Source organism: Bhargavaea sp. CC-171006, assembly GCF_009761675.1.
GTDB lineage: Bacteria > Bacillota > Bacilli > Bacillales_A > Planococcaceae > Bhargavaea > Bhargavaea changchunensis.
This window is the reverse complement of sequence record NZ_QUZH01000033.1, coordinates 62986-83492: the sequence shown is the minus strand read 5'-3', so window position 1 is coordinate 83492 and position 20507 is coordinate 62986. Positions and strand designations below refer to the sequence as shown.

35 protein-coding genes and 1 pseudogene are annotated in these 20507 nt (G+C 51.8%); 6 read left to right on the top strand and 30 right to left on the bottom strand.

Annotated elements, in window-relative coordinates:
* Positions 1-59: 59 nt before the first annotated feature.
* From DZC51_RS15310 to DZC51_RS15190, 27 genes and pseudogenes are all read right to left on the bottom strand, one after another.
* The gene (locus DZC51_RS15310; RefSeq protein WP_157297356.1) at positions 60-218 is read right to left on the bottom strand and encodes a DUF3954 domain-containing protein; all 159 of its coding nucleotides are present in this window, start codon (positions 216-218) and stop codon (positions 60-62) included.
* Positions 215-436 carry a hypothetical protein gene (locus tag DZC51_RS15305; RefSeq protein WP_157297355.1) on the bottom strand — a complete coding sequence of 74 codons (222 nt, stop codon included), beginning with the start codon at positions 434-436 and terminating at the stop codon, positions 215-217. Before DZC51_RS15305 ends, DZC51_RS15310 begins: the two co-directional genes overlap by 4 nt.
* Positions 433-582: a hypothetical protein gene (locus tag DZC51_RS15300; protein WP_157297354.1), complete on the bottom strand. Its 150-nt coding sequence runs from the start codon at positions 580-582 to the stop codon at positions 433-435. Before DZC51_RS15300 ends, DZC51_RS15305 begins: the two co-directional genes overlap by 4 nt.
* Positions 537-728 carry a DUF6877 family protein gene (locus tag DZC51_RS16400; protein ID WP_370513703.1) on the bottom strand — a complete coding sequence of 64 codons (192 nt, stop codon included), beginning with the start codon at positions 726-728 and terminating at the stop codon, positions 537-539. The genes DZC51_RS15300 and DZC51_RS16400 overlap by 46 nt, the downstream gene beginning before the upstream one ends.
* Positions 722-994, bottom strand: a complete 273-nt coding sequence (locus tag DZC51_RS15295) for a hypothetical protein (protein ID WP_157297353.1) — start codon at positions 992-994, stop codon at positions 722-724. Before DZC51_RS15295 ends, DZC51_RS16400 begins: the two co-directional genes overlap by 7 nt.
* On the bottom strand, positions 973-1128 hold the full coding sequence (locus tag DZC51_RS15290) for a hypothetical protein (RefSeq protein ID WP_157297352.1): 156 nt from the start codon (positions 1126-1128) through the stop codon (positions 973-975). The genes DZC51_RS15295 and DZC51_RS15290 overlap by 22 nt, the downstream gene beginning before the upstream one ends.
* Entirely contained in the window at positions 1125-1316 is a 192-nt protein-coding gene (locus DZC51_RS15285; RefSeq protein WP_157297351.1) for a hypothetical protein, read from the bottom strand. The genes DZC51_RS15290 and DZC51_RS15285 overlap by 4 nt, the downstream gene beginning before the upstream one ends.
* Before the next feature lie 17 nt (positions 1317-1333).
* On the bottom strand, positions 1334-1807 hold the full coding sequence (locus DZC51_RS15280) for a DUF1064 domain-containing protein (RefSeq protein ID WP_232524161.1): 474 nt from the start codon (positions 1805-1807) through the stop codon (positions 1334-1336).
* Positions 1804-1974, bottom strand: coding sequence for a DUF6011 domain-containing protein (locus tag DZC51_RS16230; RefSeq protein WP_198304136.1), 171 nt, complete (start codon positions 1972-1974; stop codon positions 1804-1806). Before DZC51_RS16230 ends, DZC51_RS15280 begins: the two co-directional genes overlap by 4 nt.
* A 102-nt stretch (positions 1975-2076) precedes the next feature.
* A complete protein-coding gene (locus DZC51_RS15275; protein WP_157297350.1) occupies positions 2077-2718 on the bottom strand; it encodes a dUTP diphosphatase in 642 nt (213 codons plus the stop codon).
* Positions 2696-2923 carry a hypothetical protein gene (locus DZC51_RS15270; RefSeq protein WP_157297349.1) on the bottom strand — a complete coding sequence of 76 codons (228 nt, stop codon included), beginning with the start codon at positions 2921-2923 and terminating at the stop codon, positions 2696-2698. Before DZC51_RS15270 ends, DZC51_RS15275 begins: the two co-directional genes overlap by 23 nt.
* A gap of 152 nt (positions 2924-3075) precedes the next feature.
* A complete protein-coding gene (locus DZC51_RS15265) occupies positions 3076-3309 on the bottom strand; it encodes a hypothetical protein (RefSeq protein WP_157297348.1) in 234 nt (77 codons plus the stop codon).
* Complete coding sequence (locus tag DZC51_RS15260) at positions 3306-3659, bottom strand: hypothetical protein (protein WP_157297347.1); 354 nt, start codon at positions 3657-3659, stop codon at positions 3306-3308. Before DZC51_RS15260 ends, DZC51_RS15265 begins: the two co-directional genes overlap by 4 nt.
* A 51-nt stretch (positions 3660-3710) precedes the next feature.
* On the bottom strand, positions 3711-4187 hold the full coding sequence (locus DZC51_RS15255; RefSeq protein ID WP_157297346.1) for a YopX family protein: 477 nt from the start codon (positions 4185-4187) through the stop codon (positions 3711-3713).
* Positions 4184-4405, bottom strand: coding sequence for a hypothetical protein (locus DZC51_RS15250; RefSeq protein ID WP_157297345.1), 222 nt, complete (start codon positions 4403-4405; stop codon positions 4184-4186). The genes DZC51_RS15255 and DZC51_RS15250 overlap by 4 nt, the downstream gene beginning before the upstream one ends.
* Positions 4402-4902, bottom strand: a pseudogene (locus DZC51_RS15245) (ATP-binding protein); the annotation flags it as partial. The gene DZC51_RS15250 and the pseudogene DZC51_RS15245, both read right to left, overlap by 4 nt.
* Before the next feature lie 63 nt (positions 4903-4965).
* Positions 4966-5256 carry a hypothetical protein gene (locus DZC51_RS15240; RefSeq protein ID WP_157297344.1) on the bottom strand — a complete coding sequence of 97 codons (291 nt, stop codon included), beginning with the start codon at positions 5254-5256 and terminating at the stop codon, positions 4966-4968.
* Positions 5257-5267: 11 nt separating this feature from the next.
* Positions 5268-6170 carry a DnaD domain protein gene (locus DZC51_RS15235; protein ID WP_157297343.1) on the bottom strand — a complete coding sequence of 301 codons (903 nt, stop codon included), beginning with the start codon at positions 6168-6170 and terminating at the stop codon, positions 5268-5270.
* A 49-nt stretch (positions 6171-6219) separates the two neighbouring features.
* On the bottom strand, positions 6220-7113 hold the full coding sequence (gene recT / locus DZC51_RS15230) for a recombination protein RecT (protein ID WP_157297342.1): 894 nt from the start codon (positions 7111-7113) through the stop codon (positions 6220-6222).
* Positions 7113-8060: a YqaJ viral recombinase family nuclease gene (locus tag DZC51_RS15225; protein ID WP_157297341.1), complete on the bottom strand. Its 948-nt coding sequence runs from the start codon at positions 8058-8060 to the stop codon at positions 7113-7115. The genes recT and DZC51_RS15225 overlap by 1 nt, the downstream gene beginning before the upstream one ends.
* Before the next feature lie 95 nt (positions 8061-8155).
* A complete protein-coding gene (locus DZC51_RS15220) occupies positions 8156-8383 on the bottom strand; it encodes a YqaI family protein (RefSeq protein ID WP_157297340.1) in 228 nt (75 codons plus the stop codon).
* Positions 8380-8574 (bottom strand): hypothetical protein, encoded by a 195-nt coding sequence (locus DZC51_RS15215; protein WP_157297339.1) that lies wholly within the window; start codon positions 8572-8574, stop codon positions 8380-8382. The genes DZC51_RS15220 and DZC51_RS15215 overlap by 4 nt, the downstream gene beginning before the upstream one ends.
* 115 nt (positions 8575-8689) lie before the next feature.
* A complete protein-coding gene (locus DZC51_RS15210) occupies positions 8690-8848 on the bottom strand; it encodes a hypothetical protein (RefSeq protein WP_157297338.1) in 159 nt (52 codons plus the stop codon).
* Between the two features lie 91 nt (positions 8849-8939).
* On the bottom strand, positions 8940-9209 hold the full coding sequence (locus DZC51_RS15205) for a helix-turn-helix domain-containing protein (protein ID WP_157297337.1): 270 nt from the start codon (positions 9207-9209) through the stop codon (positions 8940-8942).
* Positions 9210-9383: 174 nt separating this feature from the next.
* A complete protein-coding gene (locus DZC51_RS15200) occupies positions 9384-9650 on the bottom strand; it encodes a hypothetical protein (RefSeq protein ID WP_157297336.1) in 267 nt (88 codons plus the stop codon).
* Positions 9651-9664: 14 nt separating this feature from the next.
* Positions 9665-10399 carry a phage antirepressor KilAC domain-containing protein gene (locus DZC51_RS15195; RefSeq protein ID WP_157297335.1) on the bottom strand — a complete coding sequence of 245 codons (735 nt, stop codon included), beginning with the start codon at positions 10397-10399 and terminating at the stop codon, positions 9665-9667.
* Between the two features lie 30 nt (positions 10400-10429).
* Positions 10430-10654, bottom strand: a complete 225-nt coding sequence (locus DZC51_RS15190; RefSeq protein ID WP_157297334.1) for a helix-turn-helix transcriptional regulator — start codon at positions 10652-10654, stop codon at positions 10430-10432.
* Positions 10655-10806: 152 nt separating this feature from the next.
* On the opposite strand from DZC51_RS15190, the gene DZC51_RS15185 reads away from it, so the two are divergent.
* From DZC51_RS15185 to DZC51_RS15160, 6 genes are all read left to right on the top strand, one after another.
* A complete protein-coding gene (locus DZC51_RS15185; protein WP_157297333.1) occupies positions 10807-11229 on the top strand; it encodes a helix-turn-helix domain-containing protein in 423 nt (140 codons plus the stop codon).
* A 70-nt stretch (positions 11230-11299) separates the two neighbouring features.
* Positions 11300-11851, top strand: coding sequence for a hypothetical protein (locus DZC51_RS15180; RefSeq protein ID WP_157297332.1), 552 nt, complete (start codon positions 11300-11302; stop codon positions 11849-11851).
* 75 nt (positions 11852-11926) lie between these two features.
* A complete protein-coding gene (locus DZC51_RS15175) occupies positions 11927-12400 on the top strand; it encodes an ImmA/IrrE family metallo-endopeptidase (RefSeq protein ID WP_157297331.1) in 474 nt (157 codons plus the stop codon).
* Positions 12397-12576 carry a hypothetical protein gene (locus DZC51_RS15170; RefSeq protein WP_157297330.1) on the top strand — a complete coding sequence of 60 codons (180 nt, stop codon included), beginning with the start codon at positions 12397-12399 and terminating at the stop codon, positions 12574-12576. The genes DZC51_RS15175 and DZC51_RS15170 overlap by 4 nt, the downstream gene beginning before the upstream one ends.
* A gap of 88 nt (positions 12577-12664) precedes the next feature.
* Positions 12665-13813 carry a tyrosine-type recombinase/integrase gene (locus tag DZC51_RS15165; protein WP_198304135.1) on the top strand — a complete coding sequence of 383 codons (1149 nt, stop codon included), beginning with the start codon at positions 12665-12667 and terminating at the stop codon, positions 13811-13813.
* A 120-nt stretch (positions 13814-13933) separates the two neighbouring features.
* Complete coding sequence (locus DZC51_RS15160; protein ID WP_157297327.1) at positions 13934-16927, top strand: transglycosylase domain-containing protein; 2994 nt, start codon at positions 13934-13936, stop codon at positions 16925-16927.
* Positions 16928-17110: 183 nt separating this feature from the next.
* On the opposite strand, the gene acsA is transcribed toward DZC51_RS15160, so the two are convergent.
* The 3 genes from acsA to DZC51_RS15145 form a co-directional block, all read right to left on the bottom strand.
* Positions 17111-18838, bottom strand: a complete 1728-nt coding sequence (gene acsA / locus DZC51_RS15155; RefSeq protein ID WP_370513702.1) for an acetate--CoA ligase — start codon at positions 18836-18838, stop codon at positions 17111-17113.
* Between the two features lie 199 nt (positions 18839-19037).
* The gene (locus tag DZC51_RS15150) at positions 19038-19607 is read right to left on the bottom strand and encodes a TetR/AcrR family transcriptional regulator (RefSeq protein WP_157297325.1); all 570 of its coding nucleotides are present in this window, start codon (positions 19605-19607) and stop codon (positions 19038-19040) included.
* Positions 19608-19665: 58 nt separating this feature from the next.
* A complete protein-coding gene (locus DZC51_RS15145) occupies positions 19666-20436 on the bottom strand; it encodes an SDR family oxidoreductase (RefSeq protein WP_157297323.1) in 771 nt (256 codons plus the stop codon).
* Positions 20437-20507 lie beyond the last annotated feature (71 nt).

Sequence of the window (20507 nt, the reverse complement as noted above, 5' to 3'; positions counted from 1 at the left end):
GACGCTGCTCGATACCCCTCCCCAGAGGTTCGATCAGCGTCTCGGTTTGTCCGATAACGTCAGTCCACTTTTTCGCTATAGTTCAGTTCAACGTGTGAGGGCTTCCCGTGCTGCCAGGTCACGGTCTGTTTTCCAAATCCGTGCGGCGGCCCCTCCACTTTCTTAACCTTTCCGTCTTTCACGATGTAGACGGCGTTCTCGTCTTTCTTGATGTTCATGCCGTCTCCTCCCCGAATATGCCTGTCTCCCTCGGTCCAATCTTTCCATCTTCCGCCTGGTCGATGATCAGCAACGTAATGTCCAGTTGCGTCCTCCTCATGGCAAATGCGATGCCTTTGAGCGATACACCATCATTCCAAAGCTGTCGGAAATGCTGAATCTCCCTGTCCTTGTAAACCCACCGGACGTTCCGGTCTTCGAAAAGGACATGCGTCATTTCTTCCGCCCTCCCCGATGGTGGTCCTCATGCTTGAGCACATACCTGAAGCCGGACACCTCGATCACCGTCGGGACATCCTTTTTTGTTTTGAGCACCGTCACAATCGGACGGAACCGCTCTCCTTTCTTACGGATGCGCCACATAAATCTTCCCTCCCCAATACTTCCTGAACGAATGCGTACTGCCTTTGCACATAAGGGTCAGTCAGCCTCCCGCCGGACAGTACCCAGTCCGTAATGCGGTCCAGTGCATCTTGGATGATTGCCTGTTTTACTGTTCGTCCTACCACGCCGTCGGACACCGCCCCTCGGCCTCCAGGCGCTTTATAAGTACGCGTCGCTCAGAAAATGTGCAGCTCTCCCCGGCATCCTGCATAAGGTACATCACGGACAGCGACGTGAATTTTTCGTCCTTGAAACCATTGGGCTTGTCCTCGGCGTACTTGCCGGGCTGCCACTTGCTGAGATTGGAGAGGAGGACCGTGTAAAGCCTATCCGTCTCCTTTTCGTGACTCCTATCCACTCCAAACAAGCTCATCTGCCTTGCCTCTGCCATGCTTCCACCCTCCATCCCTTCTGCTTCTTTCGGCCGACCTCAGCAGGCACGGCCGGCTCGTAGACCCACACCTTTTGCTTCTGGCCATCGATCCACTCTGTCCGGTGCATCAGCACCCACTTCGTCCGGCTCATTGGTGTAGCCTCGTCCACTTGGAGTACGCTCGCAGGCTCCTCATCTGGAGAGCAGTCAGCTCGTCCGCGCACTCGTTGCACCGTAGAGAGGTCAAGCGATCAAGCGCGGTCTCTGCGATGCCAGGGATGATGTTGACTGCCTTGCACTCGCCGCAAAGATAAAACAGGATTGTCTTCTCCTTTTCCATCCTCCTCCCCCCTTTCATCACTCCCGCACCCATTCCTTGCCTTTCAGCCGCACCACTATGAGCTCCTTGCCAATCGCTTGCTCCAGCAACTTACGGCGAAGTGGAAAGTCCCTTGTAACCGGTCCGCCCTTAACGTCCAGAATTTCCTCGTATCCGTCGAGAAAGGTCACACGGAAGTCCGCCGTATAGACCGCACCCGGTTTCTCACGCTCGCCTATCCCGCGGCACAGGGAGCACTTGATTGCATTACCAGTCTTGATGCTGACCTGCCGGCCGGTACCGGAGCACCGCTTGCACGCGACCTTGTACCGTTCGATTATCTGGAACTGCGGCTGGACCTCGATGTCCTTAACCGCAGGATCCTTTTTCAGCAGCTTGTAGTAGGCGGCCTCGGTTGCTGAGTCGAACTCGATGCCGTCCACCGTGACCATCTTGGAGACGAATTGCCGCGGCTGCCGGACGGACCGGGCGCCTTTTTGTCGCTGTCTCATCGTCCCACCGCCTTCGCCTCGTACTCGGCATACTCGTCTATGGTGATTTGCCGTTTAAGAAACTCCGCCTCGGCCTCGTCATGCTTTTTCTTGCAAGTCGGACCGTACCCCCTCTCAATGCTCTGGGTGGTCTTCAGCGGCCGGTTGCAACGTTTGCAGTTGCTCATTACAGGCTCCCTCCCGTAAGGACCGCCAGCAGGACGATGAGTGCCACCATCCCCAGGGCCAGTCCCATGAATTGTTCCGTGCTCATGTGTTCCTTCTCTCCCTCAGTAGCCAGTTGCTTGTCTTTTGTGATTGGTCCGGTTCTTTGCAAAGTAGGCGGCCTCGATCTGGTCCTCCGTGAATCCGAGCACTTGGCCCAGCCCAAGGACATTGGCGAGCAACAGTCCCGAATGCATGAATACATCTGCGTTTTCATAAAGCTTGTAGGCCTCTCCGCCAATCTCTATGAACTGTTGCTCAATGGTGTCGAATACTCTTGGCATCGCATTTACCGTGCCGGGATTACCGTTCCAAACGTACAGATTGAGCGATAGTGCGAAATGCACGACGTCTGCGTATTCTTCGAGAAGTGGATTGGTTTCACCGGCTCCTCCTGTCCCTTTGCAGGTAGGGCACTTAAAACCCACCGAATGATAATCAAGTCCTTCTGGCCCTTCGATCTCAACGTTTTGATATGCCCAACCGCTTCCTTCCACACAGTCCGGACATTCGTGTATAAAAGAAGTCCGCGGCTCCTGATCCTCACTCCAGTATTTAAATCCGCGCCACTCGTTTGCACATTCCATGAGCTCCGCATTGAATGCCAGAATCTTTTTATGCAGCAGATCCTGCCCGTGCAGCCCCTTTTCTTTGGTGATTCGTTCGTCGAGTGCTTTCTGTGCTTCAAACAGTTTTGTTAGATTCATCTCGTTTATCCCTTTCGGCCTCTATCGCCCTTCTCGTGATTTGCTTCGCAGATTCAATGGCACTGTCGAACTTCTTTAGCAGTTCGTAGCCCTCGTCTACCGGCAACATCTTGGAGACTTCATAAATCTGCTTTCGTGTGTCGTCGATGTTTTTGGCTCTTCCCACTTGCGCCAGTGCGGCTCTTACTCGATTCCAATCCACCAACCATCCATCTCCCTCTTGAACAGCCCTCTCGCCCTCTCAGAGCCGTTCTATTTTTCCGCGAGTCTTTGTTCATCTCCGGTACTTAACGCCTGTATATCGTCCAGAAACCGCTAAATTCGGCATGATTTCCGCAGTGAGAAAAAACTATAAGGTCACTGCCATCCAGGTCGTGTTACAGTGCTCGTTCGGTTGCCCGGATGAATCATCACAGCGACAATCTGCCGGTCTCGGCGGAATGGCTCGCCGGACAAGCGCCACCCGCCCTTGACCATGTCTTTAATTAGCTTGTCCAGTCGCTTATCCGTCGCCGCCCAGATGACTTTCTGCAGGGAGCCATCGGCGCGTTTCTTAACGACCTTCGGGATGAAGTCGGTAGCGTAACTCATCGAAGCAAACCCTCCTCCCGCAATTGCTTGCGGATAATCGTGCACCTAGCAGCTATGGCCGCGTGGGTCCGGTTTGGGAACCGGCGCTTGATTTGCGTGCTCTTGTATTTTCGCTGAAGTAACTGCCGTAGCAAATCGTCTTCCTCAGCTGTCCAACGATTGGCGCCGTTCGGCGTCCGGATGGCTTGCTCAACTGTCCACCCCAATACCGCGACCCGGTAATAGAGCTGGGCATAATTCATTCCGTGGAGCCGAGCGGCAGCAAGGTCCTCTTTGGAAAAACGTTGATTCGGCCGGTACCGATCTTGCCTGCTTTCGATTGCCGCCCAGTCTTTGTGCTCTACTTGCATGCCGGTTCTCCCCCTAGTAATTTTTGAGATTGATAGAGTTGGTGAAAAAAATTAGCCGTTCAGCAGTTCTGGGTTCTCGTGGATGTTGCCAATGACTTCGTATTCTTCAAACTCGAGTAACGACTTGGTATGATCTTCCTCATGAATTACGAGCGATCCATATTCATTCCGTTTGTCTTTCTCGAGAGATTCCGCATAAACGCCAAGGCAAATACTTGGTCCGTACTCACCGCCACTACCGTCCTGCTCGTACAGTCCGAATTTCACTTCGTACTTGTGCTTGGTGCCGAAAGAGCCAAAGCAGTGCAACACATCCCCCTCATAAATCTCCCGCTCCTTCTTGTCGTGCAGCCCGGTGAATTGACGCAAAATCGCATCCCCTCTGTTGCCATCCAGTGAAAAATTACACCAATCACCTTCTTGTCCATCGAAGCTGCCCACTACCGACTGATTATTAAAATCAATCTTCCAAGGAACAAAATGCTCTCCGGTTGGCTTATAGATAGCACTGAACTTGATCGCCCTCACGCCGCCTGCACCTCCATCCCTAGCAGATACGCCACCGCGCCGTCCCGATCCGTCCTAAGTGCAGCCTGCAGCCTTTCCAGGTACTCGGTTGCCACGCGCTCCAGCTGCTCGTCCTGCTGGCCGGAGTCGTTCCACTGGCCGACCGCGATGATTAGGGCGCCCGCCAGGTATTCCGGTGTGTTCAGGACGGCGTCGGCTTGCTTCTCGATTTGGTTCATAATTGCTCCCCCTGTGATCGTTTTCTGTAGTCCTTGCTGGTGAACAGGTCGATGGTTACGGCATTCACACTCATCCGGGACTCTGCCCGGGCACCGATCACCTTGCGGAGTGAATCGTCATCAAAGTTGGTGGTGTAGATCGTGCTCTTGTCCTTGCGCATGTCGATCAGCTTGACCCATTCCGAACTGGTCCAAGAGATTTCGTCCCGCTTTTTGGTCTCGACGCCGATGTCATCAATCACCATCACGTCGAACCCGGCAAACTGCTCGTCCAACCTCCGCCGCTCGTAATCGTTGCCGAATGTGGCCTTGATCATTTCGAACAGCTTGGCAGCTTCGATGAAAGCGACGTTAATGCCAGCATGCTTGGCCGTCCGGGCAATTGCTTTGGCAAGGTGAGTCTTACCGGTGCCGGTCGATCCGGCGATTCGGAGGTTACCGACCCCACCAGCGGCGATGACCCGGGCGAATGCTTTGGCGTTTTCCAGAGCGACCCGCGTCTGCTCGTCGAGTGCTTCGAAGTTCTTGAAGCCCGACTCGTCACTATCCGGAACGTGGTACTAGCTGCCCTCTATGACCTCCTGACGCTTTTTCATCAGGTCTCGGGTGATCTTTTTCGAAAGGGCCTCCTGCTGGCAGGGCTTGCAGATACTCCAGACCTTCTCTGCCTGCCACTCCCCGTTCTCCAGGTAGATCCAGGCATCCAGCGACTTTTCTTTGCAGCTCGGGCAAGTGATGGTTCCCATCTCGACTTCCTCAGCACGTTCAATCATCTCCGGCCGGACCTTGAAGAAGATGTCGACCATGCGGAGACCCATGAAGGTGAACGTGCCCTCGTTTATCGCTTGCATGTTGTCCCTCCTCAGAACGGAAGATCAGAGTCGTCAGTGATTTGTTGAGGATTGAAGTTTTCTATGGCTCGGCGTTGGCGTTCCAGTGTTTCGGGTGATGGGTCGTACAAGGACCCTCCGACCGCTTGCTTATTGCGAGGCGCGAATTGACGGACGTTTGTTTGCTTACTGAACTTGTTCTGCTCATACAAGCGAACGTCTTGAATGCTGTTACACTTGTTGTCAGCCCACTCTTTTAAGCGCCCTTTGATGAACCCGTAATTTTTACGGTTACGGTCAGCAGCTATCCGACCGGCCTCCATCAGGACCTCTTTGTCTTGGTTGAAATCGTCATACCAGCATTCAAGATCCTGCCTTTGAAAATCATTCAGCCCGACAATTTGATAATTGATAAAGTTGTAGGCTTCGACGAATCCGTCGCCTGTTGTAGGTGTAGTAGATATATCTTCTTGCATTCTTAAGTTCTTACATTCTTGTTCTTGTTCCGATAACGTTCCAATCGCGTTCCGTTGTCGTTCCGATGACGTTCCGTAAAACTCGTTTTGGGTGTTCCGTTTATCCTCTGAAGCATCCCTTGAACCCTGGTACTTATCGTAGTTAACGATGGTGAACAGCGTTCCGTAATCCGTTTCGATGGCGTTCACTCTACCGGACTTAACAAGTTTTTCGACGTTCCGCTTAATGGTGCTAATCGAGTGCTGTTTGACCCCTCTTTTTTCTACATAACCCAGGTCTTTTGCGAGGTTTCGGTAGGATCTGATGTACTGTCCGCGCTTCAACTCAATACCGTTGATTTTGATACCATCCTGATGCGCTGCCATCATCAGCAGGTATGTGAAGAGTCGGAAGGCGACAACATCACTCCATAGGTCGCTATCAAAAATCTGCCGATGCAACTTTATCCATCCACTCATTCAAAGCTCATCCCTTTCTGATGATGGAGGGGGCTTTTAGCCCCTCACATCACACCAGTTTCCCTAAAGCTTCAGCGGCCTTCTGTTTGCCGGGTTTCTCCTCTGCGACCGGTACCGGCTCTTTCTCCGGCTCCTCAGCAGCCGTTTGAGGCATGTCCAAAACTTCGTAGTCCGGAGCCTCGAGGAACATTCCATCATCCGGTGTAACATCCTTGATACTGCGCCCTGTGCCGCCGTCGTACTCGACCTGCTCCTGGACCTCGATGGAGATCGGCAGGTACTTCCACATGTGCCGGACGACCGTCTTCTTAGCCATTTCCTCATAGTCTGTGGTCCAAGGTGAGTAGCTCGAGTTGGCAGCCTTTGAACGCTTCTTCCGTTGCTCGATGTCCGCGCGGCTCATGAATTCCATCTGGTAGCCGCCATCTTTGAATTTGGCAACGGCATAGGCGCCAATGAACTGGCCTTTGTTGACGTCCATCGTCGGCCGGTGGACCAACTTCGGATCCAGTCCGAGCTCATATTCGAATTCGTCGTTCTCGTAAACCGAATGGGCGTAAATGGATTCGATATGGCCGGACCGGCGGGCCAGGTCTATCATCCCTTTGTAGCCGATGATGAACTGAACCTCGGTGATGCCCTTCTTGCTGTTTTTGAACGGAAGCAGGTAGCAGTGGCCGAGAAGGCCAGGCTCCAATCCAAGCTGTGCAGCCTGCATGACAGCGCCGAGCAAGCTTGCCGGGTCGGCATGTCGGAGATCTGGAGTCGTGCGGATGGTGGTGAGTGCGATTCGCGTAAGCCGGTCGATATTCATGTGCTTCGGCAGCGCCTCGGCCATCGCCGGCGCCATCTGCTTCAGGTAGTCCTCGATTGTCTTCGGCTGCTTCTGAGCCTGTTGAGGTGCCTTTGAAACTTGCTTCTTTAGTTCGTTTACAGTTGCCATCAGTTAGCCTCCTCGAGCTTCTTGATCCGCAGAATGCGGGCCTTCGATTCCTTGGTGAATTTCTGTGCGATATCCGGCAACTCTTCACGCAGACGCTTAGAGTCGATGGTGTTCCGGACCTGTGACTTGTAAGTGACTTCAAACCTTGGAGAGACGCCGTGAGGGCTGTTCTCGAGGGTCTGTTTCAATCGGTTCTCGTATTGCTTCTTGACCGTTTCGAGCTCTTTCAATTCGGCTTTGATGGATTCCAGAGCATCGAGCAGTTCATCGTCGGACTGAGTGAGCATTATCGTCTCCCCATCGTCATTCGGGTAAAGCTTCGCGAGCAGTTCGCCGGCCGCTGGGCTGCCATCAATCTCAGGCGGTACACCGGCGAGCACGTGGTTGTACCAGAAATCCGCTTCACGCTCGATCATGATGTCGATCAGTTCTTCGTCCCGTTCAATTTCCTTCCAGACGAACCGGTTGCCGCCGATCAAGACAGCGATGTAGGCTTTCTCGTAACCGGTCACTGCCATGTAATGCTGCACCTGGCAGATATAAGAGGCCGGGATGTCCTCGCCCTCCCATTGATCAGCGTTCCAGGCGCTTGTCGTCTTGCATTCGAGGATTGCTTTCTCCCCGACGACGACCCGGTCAAGGTTTGCCCTCATGAACTCGTGCTTTGGATGAACGAGCATCCGGTTGTTCCGGCGGACTTTCTTACCGGTCCGTCGTGCGAACTCTTGAGCGACGATATCCTCCAAAATATTTCCGAAGTAGATATATTCATTGTTGACTTCCTCGGTGTATTCACCGGTCTTCTCGAGATACAGCTGGAACTTTGACTTCCAGTTGTTCACGCCCAGAATCACACTGGCATCCGAACCTCCAATTCCACGGCGTCGTTCCTCAAGCCATTCCGAACGGTCCATCTGCAACACATTCTTCAGTGATTCAGCTTGCATCTTTTTCCCTCCTCTTGAATTAGGACGGGCTCTCCGGGTATACTTAAGGTGAACTTATATCGAAGAGCCCGAAGTCCGCTGTTGCTGCAGCGGGCTTATTTTGTTTCGTAAAACACTGCGCCACATTGGTCTATCAGGTAGTCCCTGAAGTTCTCCTGCAGCACAATCCGGCCGGCGTCATCGATGAAGTACTTGTCTCCTGTTCGGACCTCATCGCCATACATGTCCTCGATGGGATGGTCCGCGACTACGGCGTGATCGATAGCGCTCCACTGCCGGTCCTCGTAGGTGAGGTAGGTCTGTGACGGGTAGCCAGTTGTCATGATTTGAGATACGGTTGGGTGATCCATTCTGGTGCCTCCTTTTCAATTTGTTTGTGCATCGCCGCTTTATAGTGCATCAGTCGGCCATGTCGGGCCGCTATCCTTTCCGGCGACCATTGTTGTTTACGGCCGAAGTGCTGTGCCACCTTGCGGGTGTAATAGGCGATGCGGGCATCGATGATCTTTGGCATGTTGTCTCTCCTCTCTGATGGTTGAACCCCATCAAGAAACGCCGAGGCATCTATTGGGGGAATGTGGCACCCCGACGCTTCTTGATGGGAGCCAAGCTCCCGTGGTATACTTGAGTTACAAAACAGGCTTTGGCGGTTCTGGCGGTGCAACGTCAGGCCGCTTTTTTATTTGTCTGTCGATTAGTTCGAGTGCTTCTCTTAGTAATTGGTCTTCTTGCTTGGCGATCCGGATCGCTTGCAGGATCCGAATCTTGGCCGCTATTAGTTCGTCCACTTCATCCCTCCTCAAAGTGCAATCCATAAGACCACAAAAATCATCAGCATCCCGGCGGCTACGAATCCGTACTCTTCTGCAAGTCGCTTGATCAAATGAACCACCCTCCTATGAATCCCGTGACAACCGACATCATGTTTTGTAAGATCGTCAGTCCGTCCATACCGCATATAAAGGCCACCATGACGTCTTGCGCCTGCGTGAGTGCTGTCCAGTCTCGGAACAGGCTCATGTGTGGCTCTTTGCGGTCTGACTCGTATTTGCTGACGTCCGACTGATTGATGTGCAGCATGTGTGCCAACTCTTCTTGACTGAGGCCCGAACGGACCCTGGCCGCTTTTAAAATGGCTCCGTATTTCATCTCTCCTCACCCCCTTATTCCAAAATGGAATGGTGAGCGAGTGCCATACGATGTAATCTAAAGTTGTACCTCCCACACGCCCCGAAAGACTCACTCTTCTCATGGCTCCTCTTATGGCCGGTCTTCCCGGCCCCCTCCCCATTTTTTTTACGTCTGTCCACGCTTAGTTTTTAATCACCATTCATCCATGATTTGCTTAATGACTTGCACCGACTGTTCGTAGTACCAGAAGCGCTTCCCGTTTTGCTTCCGGCGTTCCAGCAGCCGCATCCGAGGATCGTGCAGAATATTCTCTTCCAAGAATGACTTGCTCATGCAGAGCCGCTTGCTCATCTCATTGATGTCCCACAAAATTAGAGTGTCTCGGAATATTTGATCCAGGCGCTCATTGATCTGTCGCTGGATCTCCTGCTCATCCAGTTGGACTTGAGCCAAACCCATGTGAACCCCTCCCCTCAGCTAATTTGTTCTCGCTCGATGACCGGCAAGATACCCTGGCTTTTCAGCAGGTCGTAGATGAACAACCGTCCTTTTTGAGTCCAATAGGTATGAAGTTTTGACTTTTCACTATCTATAGCGTGGGTTTTGGTGCTGGTGTATCCCTTGTCCTGATACTTTGCGTAAAGCAGCCACACACCGCCCTGCTTGTATTGAACGCCTAGGTCCTTGAGTTTACGGTTGAGTGTTGGCGCGCCCATCCCGTAATCCTTAGCAATCTGACTTACTGAGATCACCGACTTATTCTGCAGAATCAAATCATAGTAACTAGCTTTTGGCTGGAACTCTTTCACTTGCTGTTCAAGCACGAGATTTTGAGTGGTCAGCTTTTGAACCTGAGCGTTCAGATAATCCATGGCTCGCTTCATGACCATTTCCGGACTGTTCCAACGGCGTTCGATTTCTATGAAATACTGTCTGGCCATCTTCCCGCGCTCGTTCCTTTGGAGCATGGAGATTTCCTTCGCCATGTCGAGGCGGATATGATGATCGGCTATTTCTTGTACACCACCAGGGGTCGGACATTTTTGGGTCACCCTTATGAAATCTGCATTCTCTGTGAATCCATACTCGATCATCCGACCGATCCATTTACGATACTCGGTTTTTACTTCCAGGAAATCATGAAGATCACGACCGCTCACGATGATTTGACCTTCGTTGGTCTCTTGAGTTGGAATCAGTTCGTTCATTGTTTCGCCTCCTCATCCAGTCTTAAATGTTCAGGAAACCTCCTGCTTTTTACGCGCTTCGTGTACTTCTTCTTCAAAAAAAAGCGTCCACTTGAATTTGAGTAAATCACCGATTCTAACAGCCACACCCACATCAGGATTGCGCCGACCCTGCTCGTACATCGCATAAGTGGTGCGTGCGACCCCGACTTTTATAGCGACCTGTTCTTGGGTGAGATTTTTCTTTTCTCGCTTCTCTTTCAGCCACTCTCTCATCATTGCACCTCCTTTTTTACACGGTCTGTGTAGCTGTTGATAGAATCATAATACACCCTATGTGTAATGTCAACTATTTCTTACTCATTTCGTGTAAATCTATTTAATACACATATTGTGTAGGTATAATAGTCGTACAGGGGGAAAACGACTTGCTGACTAAACGATTGAAATTATTAAGAAACCAAGAAAAGTTAACCCAAGCTCAAATGGCCGAGAAGGTTGGTGTCGCACGCACAACCTATGCCATGTACGAACAAGGGAATAGAGAGCCAGACAACAAAACCCTGGCCAGAATAGCTGATTACTTTGGCGTCTCTACCGACTACCTCCTGGGCCGCACCGACATTCCTGAGATGGCCGGCAGCAAACCAGCGGAGCCAAAAGAAGTCCCGCTGCACGTCCGAATGGGCATTCCGGATGAAAAGTATGAGGAACTTACTCCGTACTATCAGAAGGTTCTCGACTGGTTCCTTCAGCGGAAGGACCTGGCGTTCCATGACCGGCCAGAGGATATAGTAGAAGAACTTCCGAAGTATGCGCCGATTTATGAGAAGCTAAAGGATAAATTGTGACTGGAATATAGAAGAATTGGTGCAAATTGTGTATAGTTTAGGAGATAACACCTAAAGGGGAGAGATAGAAATGAACAAATGGTTGATTGCATTACTCATGGGTAGCGCCGTAACTCTGTCGGCTTGCGGCTCAACTGAGGAAGGCTCCGAGGATGAAGCTAACAAAAACGATGCATCTGAAGAACAAGCCCCTGCAGAAGAAGCTACTGACGAAAAAGCTACCGAAGATAAAGCTGATGAGGCTTTCTCCAAGGAGTACAACGAAGTAATTGTCGATAATGAAAACATTAAAGCGACACTTGTGAAAGCAGAACATATCATAGATAAAGAATGGGACGAAGAAAAATTCAACGTCACATTTGAAGTAGAAAATAAGCGTGACGATACTCTTGAATTCCAAGCGAATGAAGTTTCTGCAGACGGCAAAATGGTGGACGATATGATGCTGAACATGAGTCAAGAAGTAGCAGGTGGAAAGCTAGCCGATGCTGTTCTAACTATCGAAAACTACGAAGGTGATCTTCCTTCATTAGAAGAAAATATCGAAATGGTTCTCCATGTTTTCTCATGGGATGATATGGATTTCACAGAAGACCATCCTGTTACTATCGATTTGAAGTAAGTTTTCTCCAGCCCGTTTTCGGGCTTTTCTTTTAAACCTAAAATAGAACATACGTTCCCAAAAGGAGTGATCTCGATGAGATATACATATACCACCATCGAGGATTACGTGCATGTCTTGTATGAATCCATAGATATTTATCGTCCTGTCCAGCTCGATCCTGAATCAATCGCCGCCCGGCTTGGCCTGAGCATTCTGTACACCCCTGCCCCGTCAGTCTACATGGATGGTTTAATCACTGTAGACGAGCGACTTTCTGAACCTGAACAATGGCAAGCCTTTAACCACGAACTTTGCCACGCCCTCTGGCATGTCGGTAATCAAATCCAGCTGCCTCCCCCATTCCGGGATTACCAGGAAGAGAAGGCAGAGATATTCGCGCGGCACGCCTGCATCCCGACGTCCATGCTCATGCAATTGGATCTCCCGGACCACGAGGCGGCCGCAGTGGATATGCTGTGCTCGACGTTTTGCGTCGAACCCGAATTTGCCCGTCGACGACTGCACCAGTACATAAGAAACCACCTACAAAGGAGCTGGGTCCATTGAAAAAGAAATCAAAATTTGTTGAGTTCGAAAAACTCCAGGAGCATCCGAAGTATAAAATTGGCCTCTTGCCTATTCTCGGACGTTTTAAAGACTTGGACGGTAGATCATTTGTCGAAGTAGAGAAATGGATTGATCCGACTACTCGCCGGTGGAAACAGATCGATGATGACGAATGAATAGGTATCCAGAAAGGGGGTGATGTCAACACTTCCGTCCCCTCCCCCACATGCGTCTGTCCACGCGAAAGAAAGGGAGATCAATGAGATGGAACGATTCCCATCGAAGAAGGAGAAGGAAGTTTTCTATTACTACACTGGCAAGAAGGAAAAGAAGTGGGGCTACCGGATGCGATATTACGATGCCCTTGGCAAACGGCGGGAGAAGTCGAAACAGGGACTGCCTTCGGAAAATGCGGCCATTCGCGCCCTACTTGAAGTAAAGGCATCCATATTTAACGGAGAGACTCGGCAAATCGAAAAATCGAACATGACGGTATCCGAATGGGTAGATATCTGGTTCGACACGAAACAACATAAATGGAAGGTATCCACACGGGATCATCGGGAGGGTATAATTAATAATTATATTAAGCCTTTAATAGGAAGATATAAGTTATCCTCTCTCGACAGGACCACCTATGAACGAGAATTTCTTAATGTCCTGCATCAGAAGCTGGCTCAACGGACCGTTCACCTTTATCATCAGACCTTCATGATCGTGGTGAATGCAGCCGTTGACGACGAATACCTTCCGAGGAATCGGTTTAGTGGGATGTCCGTCGATGAGACGAGGAAAAAGACCGCCTTTCTCGATGCAAGGCAGTTAAATGCTTTCTTAAAGGCGGTCAGTGATCATGCGCTGCCCACCCATAGCGCCCTCTTTCATCTTCTGGCATACTCTGGATTGCGGTTAGGTGAAGCGCTTGGTCTCACCTGGGAGGATATCGACGCACAAAAAAGGACCATCACAGTGAACAGGACGCGGGACACCAAAGGGGTCCGGTCCCCGAAGACGCTAAACAGTCAGCGAACCATTATGATTGATAGCCAAATCATCGACATGCTGGTGAGCTACAAGCTTTGGACCAAGGCTCTAAAACTGCGGCATGGGAAAGGTCACTCCGAAAGTGATTTTGCCTTTGTCTCAACTCAAAGCGTCCCGATCAGCGCTTCCGCCTGCCAACGTTACCTAAAAGATTTTCTGAGGCGCCACGACTTAGGGATACCAAACATCACCCTTCACGGGTTGCGTCATACCCATGCCACCTTGCTACTCACCCAGGGTCTGCCGGTCCATGATGTCGCTGAACGTTTAGGAAACACTGCCGAAATGATTATGAAGATTTATGGACATGCTATTGATGACTTGAAAGAAGAGTCCGTCACCCTGTTCGCAAACGCCCTAAATCTATGAATTGGGGGAGATTTTGGGGGAGCCCATACGCCGATCGGCCGCCGAGCCAGTGCTGCCAATAGGTTCCCGGAACCACGTTGTATTATGGTATAATATGACGAGATTTTAAGGGGGGATCCTGTGGAATCAAAAAATCCATTTAAATATATTGAAGAGAAAGTCGCGGAGTTCCAGGAAACGCAATGGGGCAGGCGGCTCAGAATCGGATCGGGCGTTGCCTGGAATCTTCTTCTCCTCTTCGGGGTCACGGGGGTTCTGCTCGGAATCTTCGCCGGTTCTGTCGGAGCGGGCTATTTCGCTTCGCTTGTTGTTGAAGAACCTCTCCGAACAAAGGACGAAATGCGGCAGACCGTTCTGACCTATGAGGAAACGTCCGAATTGTACTTTGCCGACGGGGTCTATCTCGGCAAAGTCAATGCGGATATCGAGCGGAGGGAGACCAAGCTCGGCGACGTTTCCCCTCACCTCATCAATGCGGTGCTTGCGACCGAAGACGAATACTTCGGCGAACACGAGGGGATCGTTCCTAAAGCGATTCTCCGGGGACTGTTCCAGGACGTGACGAACGCCGACTCCCAGACAGGGGGCTCGACGCTGACCCAGCAGCTGATCAAGAACCAGATCCTGACGAACGAAGTGTCCTACGAGCGGAAGGCGAAGGAGATTCTCCTGGCGATGCGCCTCGAGAAATTCATGAATAAGGATGAGATCCTAGAGGCCTACCTGAACATCATCCCTTATGGCCGCAACGCATCAGGCCAGAACATCGCCGGTGTCGCGACAGCTGCGGAGGGGCTGTTCGGCATCACTCCGAAGGAACTCAATCTTCCTCAGTCGGCTTATATCGCCGGCCTTCCCCAAGCCCCATTCCTCTACACCCCGTTTTATTCGGGCCAGCGGGGTATGAAGACACCGGAAGAGCTTGAACCGGGCATCGAGCGGATGAAAACCGTCCTGTTCAGGATGAAGGAGACCGGCTACATCACCCAGGAAGAATATGAACAGGCTGTCGTCTATGACATCACAAAGGACTTCAAACAGCCGGAGCAGCGCGCAACGGAACGTTATCCGTTCCTGACCCCTGAAATCCAGGCTCGTGCAAAAGAGATCATCGCCCGGATCCTCGCTGAAAAGGATGGGATCGATCCGGCAAGGCTCGACGAAGAATCTGAACTCCTTGCCAAGTATATGCAGCTGGCGGCACGGGACCTGGAAAGCGGCGGCTATCGGATCCACTCAACTATCAAAAAGGACCTGTATGACCGCTTCCAGGAAATCAAGAACAACTTTGAGTATTACGGGCCTACGCTGACCGAGACAAAAGTCGACAACGAGACCGGCGAATCGGTCGAAGAGCTCAATCCCGTCGAGGTCGGATCCATGGCTGTGGAAAACGGCACCGGCCGCATCCTCGCCTTTGTGGGCGGCCGTGACCATGAGATTGAGCAGACCAACCATGCGACCAGTGCTTTCAGGCAGGTAGGATCATCCGTCAAACCGCTGCTTGTATACGGACCTGCGATTGAATTTGGCATGATCGGCGCGGGCAGCCCGGTCGTGGACGTCTGGGCCAATATCGGGGGCTGGGAGCCGAAGAACTTCTTCGCTGCCCGCCAATACGGGATTGTTCCTGCTCGTGAGGCGCTTTCCAAATCCTATAACCTGGCTGCCGTCCGGACACTCGGTAAGATCGCGGACAAAGACCCGACCCAGTTCCTCGACAAGATGAATTTCAACAAAATAGCAGATACGCAGCGGAACGTCCCTTCCGCCGCGCTCGGTGTCTACTCGGCATCCGTCGAACAGAACGTCGGCGGGTTCTCAACCCTTGCCAACGGCGGAAAGTTCGTGAAGCCATACATCATCGAGCGAATCGAAGACAGCGAAGGCACCCTGGTCTACGAACACAAGACGGAGCCGGTTGACGTATTCAGCCCGCAGACGGCATATCTTGTCACTGACATGCTGAGAGATACGGTATCATCCGGTACGGCCATCATCATGGGACGCGAACTGAATTTCAGATCCGATCTCGCGGCCAAGAGTGGTACGACCAACAACTATAGAGACGTCTGGATGATGGGATACAACCCGAATGTCACGCTCGGTGTCTGGCTCGGCTATGATAACGAGAAGAAGTATAACCTTGGAAGAATGACATCAGGCGACCTGCAGCCGAGCACTCGGGTGAACAAGCTGTTCGCGCGGCTCATGAACGGCATGAATGAAGTAGCTCCGGACATTGTGGCGGCAGGCGAACGGTTCCAGCAACCGGAAGGTGTCGTTACCCGCTCCTTCTGCGGAATCTCGGGCCTTGCACCATCCGAGGCCTGCAAGAAGGCCGGGCTCGTACGTTCTGACCTGTTCAACGCCCACACTTACGTACCGAACAAGCCGGACGACAGTTTCGGTGCAGGAGGAGGTTCCTTTGTCATAGCAGGCGGAACCCGCTATCAGGCCCTCCCGTCGACACCGAAGGAATTCGTCCAGAGCGGTGCTGCAGGAATCAACAAAGATTTCGTGGACCGCATGCTATCGCCTTACGGCGGTGACCCGGCAGGACTTTTCCCGAACGGGTCCAAGTTCGGAACCAATATCGTCTCCGCACGCAGCTACAGCGGCATTGACGGCGCTCCGGTCGCACCCGGCGCCTCACGCTCGGGAGGTAACATCGTCTGGAGCAACTCCCCTTCCGCTGATGTGGTCGGCTACTATGTCTACAAAGATGACAAGAAAATTGCATCAGTGGCATATGGCGGATCCTATAGTGTAAATGCATCGTCACCTGGCACCTACAGCGTCCGAGCCGTTGATATCACCGGACAGCTGTCAGGCCCGTCAAACGTCATCAAGGCTGATGCGCCTGAACCAAAAGGTGAACCCAAAGACGAGAAGCCGGCTGATAAAAACAGCGATAACAATTCCGGGAACGACACACCGCCTCAAGACAAGGACAAGGATAAAGACAAAGAAGAGAAGAAACCCCAAAAAGACCAATCCGGCGACCAAAGCGGAAACGGCGATTCCGATAGCGGCAAAGAAAATGGAGACAACAAGAAAGAAGAGAAAAAAGAAGAAAAACCGAAAGATGAAAACAACGGAAATGGCGACTGATTCTCCATCATTTTCCCGGCATCCCGAAAAGGGATGCCGGGTTTTTATGCATCAGGAACCTTTCTGGGTATCGGACATTTTATGGAGGCAGGTTAAGCGGGGCACCACTCCCCGTTTTCCCTATCATAAAAAGCAGGCAGGAAAAATCCCTGCCTGCTTTTTATGATGTTGATGATGGTGATTTTAATCTTCCATTGTCGACAGGTCGCCTGTCGGAAGGTCGAGCTCCCAGGCTTTCAGCACACGGCGCATGATCTTGCCGCTCCGGGTTTTCGGAAGCTTGTCCTTAAATTCGATTTCACGCGGTGCCGCATGGGCAGCGAGACCCTTCTTGACGAACTGGCGGATATCTTCCTTTAGCTCGTCCGTCGGCTCGTAGCCGTCATAAAGGGCGACAAACGCTTTGATGATTTCACCGCGCACCGGATCCGGCTTGCCGATGACACCGGCTTCCACGATCGCCGGGTGCTCGATCAGCTTGCTCTCGACTTCAAATGGACCAACCCGTTCGCCCGATGTCATGATGACATCATCGACACGTCCCTGGAACCAGAAGTAGCCGTCCTCATCCATATAGGCGGAGTCTCCGGAAACGTACCACTCGTTGTTCAGGAAGTACGAGTCATACTTTTCTTGGTTGTTCCATATTTTCCTCATCATCGCAGGCCAGCCTTTTTTCAGCGCGAGGTTCCCCATAGAGTTAGGTGGGAGCACTTTGCCCTGATCGTCGACGATCGCCGCTTCGATGCCTGGTACCGGTTTGCCCATCGAACCCGGTTTGATCGGCATCGAACCGAAGTTGACGATCATCTGGGCACCTGTTTCCGTCATCCACCAAGTATCATGGATGCGCTTATCGAATACTTCAAGTCCCCACTTCACAACTTCCGGGTTCAGCGGCTCGCCGACCGAAAGAACATGCCGGAGGGATGAAAGATCAAAGTCCTTGATCAGCTCATTCCCGGCACCCATCAGCATGCGGAACGCAGTTGGCGCGGAATACCAGACTGTTACGCCATAGTCCTCGATCGCCTGGTACCAGTCCTCAGTCTTGAAACGTCCTCCGACAATGAGCGACGTCGCGCCGGCCAGCATCGGGCCGAACACCCCGTAAGCAGTTCCGGTAACCCAGCCCGGGTCTGCCGTGCACCAATAAACATCCGTTTCTTTCAGATCCAGCACCCATTTTGCAGTCTGCAGCTGCTGGACCATGGCGTATTGGACATGCAGCACGCCTTTCGGGCGTCCGGTCGAGCCGGAAGTATAGTGGAGGACCGTGCCGTCCTCTTTGCCGAGCCATACCGGTTCGAAGTGGACCGATGCCTCCTTCAGATGTTTATTGAAGTCGACAATCTTGTCGGTTTCGTCGATATTTTCACCCACCAGGAAGACCTTCTCGAGCTTCGGAAGGCGATCGACTGGGATCCGCTCCAACAGGTCTGGCGTCGTGATAATCGCCTTTGCCTCTGAGTCGTCCAGGCGGTCAAACACTGCACCTTCCATGAAAGCTTCGAACAGCGGGCCGACGATTGTGCCCAGCTTCAGGCCTCCGAGAAGTGCGAAGTACAACTCCGGAGAGCGCGGCATGAAGATGAACAAACGGTCACCCATCTCAAGCGTTGAATGCGCTTTCAGCACGTTCGCAGCTTTGTTCGTCATGCGCTTCATCTGGCCATACGTATACGCTTCTTTCCGTTTTTGGTCTTTGTAGTAGAGTGCGACTTTATTTTTCCGGAAGGATTCGGCGTGGCGGTCTACAGCTTCATAGGCGATATTCACCTTGCCCGACTCGTACCAGCTGAATTCCTTTTCGGCATCTTCCCAACGGAACTCTTTAGCGGTCTTTTCATAGTCCGCCAGATTAAAGTCCCCCTCTTTAACCGGCATGATGCTCTTTTCCATTGTTGCCATAAAATCACCCTTTCGTTATACGAATACTCTACCATTCTACATGAAAAAGAGTCATATGTGGCAATCTTTTAACTTTTGGGCCTTTGGAAAGAGACCTGAACGAATCATTTACTTCCTTTCTTGGAGAGGACTATTGGTTTCCGGGCAAGCCCGTGCGTCGGTCGTTCGGCACTGATTCCCAACCTCCGGCGCGTTGTCGTCAATTCCGGGCAACGATCCCTTCAAGTATCATGACTGAATAGATAACCGCCAACTCTTCCGGATTTACTTCACCCTCCGGATCAAACCAATTGTAGCTGAAGTTCGCCAGTCCAAGGATTCCAAACGCTGCCATATCGGGCCTGATGTCTTTCCGGAATTCTCCGGATTCGGCCCCCTTACGGATGATTTCTTCGAAATTCAGACGGAAACGGTCACGGTCTTCGGTAATGATGCGGATATTTTTTTCCGACAGATGCCGGATATCGCGGAAAAACACTCTGGCGCTCGGGCCATTTTTTCGGATATCCGAGATTAACATGTCGACCATGGCAGAGAGTTTCTGTCCAGATGACCAATCACCGTTTTCCAGAATGACCTCCTGCCGTCTGAGCAGGTCAGAAATATACTCCCTATGAATGTCCATGAGCAGTTGTTCTTTGCTCTTGAAATAATAATAAAAGGTCCCCTTAGTGGCTCCGATCAGGTCGACGATGTCCTGGACAGATGTGGAACTGAACCCTCTCTGTTCAAAAAGCGTAATGCTTGCACGTATGATTTTTTCTTTCATCGGTCATTCTCCCCGAGTGCTTGAGTGAACCGTATCACTTGTCTATAACTTCCTCCGGTCACATAGCATGCATGCCGCCGTCTACTGTGAGAATATCCCCCGTAACGTAGTCTGAGGCCGGTGATGCAAGGAATAGAGCCGCTCCCTTCAGATCGGAGTCACTGCCCAGCCTACCGAGAGGCGTATTCTGCATAATGGCATCATTCCCTCTTTCAATCAGCACCTTTGACATCTTGGTCGGGAAAAAGCCCGGTGCGATGGCATTGACATTAATGCCATGCCGTCCCCATTTCACAGCAAGGTCTTTTGTGAATGTCATGACCGCGCCTTTGCTTGTGTTGTAGCCGATTGTCTGCATAAAAGGCGGTGTCCCGCCAAATCCGGCAATGGACGCGATGTTAATGATTTTCCCGCCTTTCTGGGAAATCATTGCTTTTCCTGCCTCCTGGCTCATGAGGAACGTTCCTGTTACATTCACGTTAATCACCTTTTCCCAAGCCTCGATCGGCATTTCCTCAACGGTCGCTCCCCATGTGGCTCCACTATTGTTGACGAGTATATCGATTCTGCCGAAATGTTCGAGAGTTCCTTCCACGACACCCCTTACCTCTTCGGGGTCCGTGACATCACAGCGGAAAGCAAGTGAGTCCGTCCCCCTCTCCCTCAACTTTCGGCTCATCTCTTCACAGGCCTCCAGATTCCGTGAACAGACGACCACATTCGCCCCTGCCTCCGCATAGGCTTCCGCAATCTGCGCACCGAGCCCCCTGCCTCCCCCGGTGACAATCGCCGTTTTTCCGTCAAGCCTGAACAGATCCAATACACTCATCTTTCATGCACCTCTTCCCCTTTTTCTCGATCAAGCCCTTCCGGTATAAGCATCATCGGACAATGTATTGT

What these genes read in the sequence shown, in the direction of transcription:
- DZC51_RS15260 (WP_157297347.1), bottom strand. Translation starts at nt 3,659, where the DNA reads ATGCAAGTAGAGCACAAAGACTGGGCGGCAATCGAAAGCAGGCAAGAT.
- DZC51_RS15175 (WP_157297331.1), top strand. Translation starts at nt 11,927, where the DNA reads ATGAGATATACATATACCACCATCGAGGATTACGTGCATGTCTTGTAT.
- DZC51_RS15235 (WP_157297343.1), bottom strand. Translation starts at nt 6,170, where the DNA reads ATGAGTGGATGGATAAAGTTGCATCGGCAGATTTTTGATAGCGACCTA.
- acsA (WP_370513702.1), bottom strand. Translation starts at nt 18,838, where the DNA reads ATGGCAACAATGGAAAAGAGCATCATGCCGGTTAAAGAGGGGGACTTT.
- DZC51_RS15220 (WP_157297340.1), bottom strand. Translation starts at nt 8,383, where the DNA reads ATGACAACTGGCTACCCGTCACAGACCTACCTCACCTACGAGGACCGG.
- DZC51_RS15190 (WP_157297334.1), bottom strand. Translation starts at nt 10,654, where the DNA reads ATGAGAGAGTGGCTGAAAGAGAAGCGAGAAAAGAAAAATCTCACCCAA.
- DZC51_RS15180 (WP_157297332.1), top strand. Translation starts at nt 11,300, where the DNA reads ATGAACAAATGGTTGATTGCATTACTCATGGGTAGCGCCGTAACTCTG.
- DZC51_RS15295 (WP_157297353.1), bottom strand. Translation starts at nt 994, where the DNA reads ATGGCAGAGGCAAGGCAGATGAGCTTGTTTGGAGTGGATAGGAGTCAC.
- DZC51_RS15145 (WP_157297323.1), bottom strand. Translation starts at nt 20,436, where the DNA reads ATGAGTGTATTGGATCTGTTCAGGCTTGACGGAAAAACGGCGATTGTC.
- DZC51_RS15250 (WP_157297345.1), bottom strand. Translation starts at nt 4,405, where the DNA reads ATGAACCAAATCGAGAAGCAAGCCGACGCCGTCCTGAACACACCGGAA.
- DZC51_RS15215 (WP_157297339.1), bottom strand. Translation starts at nt 8,574, where the DNA reads ATGCCAAAGATCATCGATGCCCGCATCGCCTATTACACCCGCAAGGTG.
- DZC51_RS15240 (WP_157297344.1), bottom strand. Translation starts at nt 5,256, where the DNA reads ATGCAAGCGATAAACGAGGGCACGTTCACCTTCATGGGTCTCCGCATG.
- DZC51_RS15205 (WP_157297337.1), bottom strand. Translation starts at nt 9,209, where the DNA reads ATGAAATACGGAGCCATTTTAAAAGCGGCCAGGGTCCGTTCGGGCCTC.
- DZC51_RS15200 (WP_157297336.1), bottom strand. Translation starts at nt 9,650, where the DNA reads ATGGGTTTGGCTCAAGTCCAACTGGATGAGCAGGAGATCCAGCGACAG.
- DZC51_RS15280 (WP_232524161.1), bottom strand. Translation starts at nt 1,807, where the DNA reads ATGAGACAGCGACAAAAAGGCGCCCGGTCCGTCCGGCAGCCGCGGCAA.
- DZC51_RS15285 (WP_157297351.1), bottom strand. Translation starts at nt 1,316, where the DNA reads ATGGAAAAGGAGAAGACAATCCTGTTTTATCTTTGCGGCGAGTGCAAG.
- DZC51_RS15305 (WP_157297355.1), bottom strand. Translation starts at nt 436, where the DNA reads ATGACGCATGTCCTTTTCGAAGACCGGAACGTCCGGTGGGTTTACAAG.
- DZC51_RS15290 (WP_157297352.1), bottom strand. Translation starts at nt 1,128, where the DNA reads ATGAGCCGGACGAAGTGGGTGCTGATGCACCGGACAGAGTGGATCGAT.
- DZC51_RS15310 (WP_157297356.1), bottom strand. Translation starts at nt 218, where the DNA reads ATGAACATCAAGAAAGACGAGAACGCCGTCTACATCGTGAAAGACGGA.
- DZC51_RS16230 (WP_198304136.1), bottom strand. Translation starts at nt 1,974, where the DNA reads ATGAGCAACTGCAAACGTTGCAACCGGCCGCTGAAGACCACCCAGAGC.
- recT (WP_157297342.1), bottom strand. Translation starts at nt 7,113, where the DNA reads ATGGCAACTGTAAACGAACTAAAGAAGCAAGTTTCAAAGGCACCTCAA.
- DZC51_RS15275 (WP_157297350.1), bottom strand. Translation starts at nt 2,718, where the DNA reads ATGAATCTAACAAAACTGTTTGAAGCACAGAAAGCACTCGACGAACGA.
- DZC51_RS15150 (WP_157297325.1), bottom strand. Translation starts at nt 19,607, where the DNA reads ATGAAAGAAAAAATCATACGTGCAAGCATTACGCTTTTTGAACAGAGA.
- DZC51_RS15300 (WP_157297354.1), bottom strand. Translation starts at nt 582, where the DNA reads ATGTGGCGCATCCGTAAGAAAGGAGAGCGGTTCCGTCCGATTGTGACG.
- DZC51_RS15195 (WP_157297335.1), bottom strand. Translation starts at nt 10,399, where the DNA reads ATGAACGAACTGATTCCAACTCAAGAGACCAACGAAGGTCAAATCATC.
- DZC51_RS15165 (WP_198304135.1), top strand. Translation starts at nt 12,665, where the DNA reads ATGGAACGATTCCCATCGAAGAAGGAGAAGGAAGTTTTCTATTACTAC.
- DZC51_RS15225 (WP_157297341.1), bottom strand. Translation starts at nt 8,060, where the DNA reads ATGCAAGCTGAATCACTGAAGAATGTGTTGCAGATGGACCGTTCGGAA.
- DZC51_RS15265 (WP_157297348.1), bottom strand. Translation starts at nt 3,309, where the DNA reads ATGAGTTACGCTACCGACTTCATCCCGAAGGTCGTTAAGAAACGCGCC.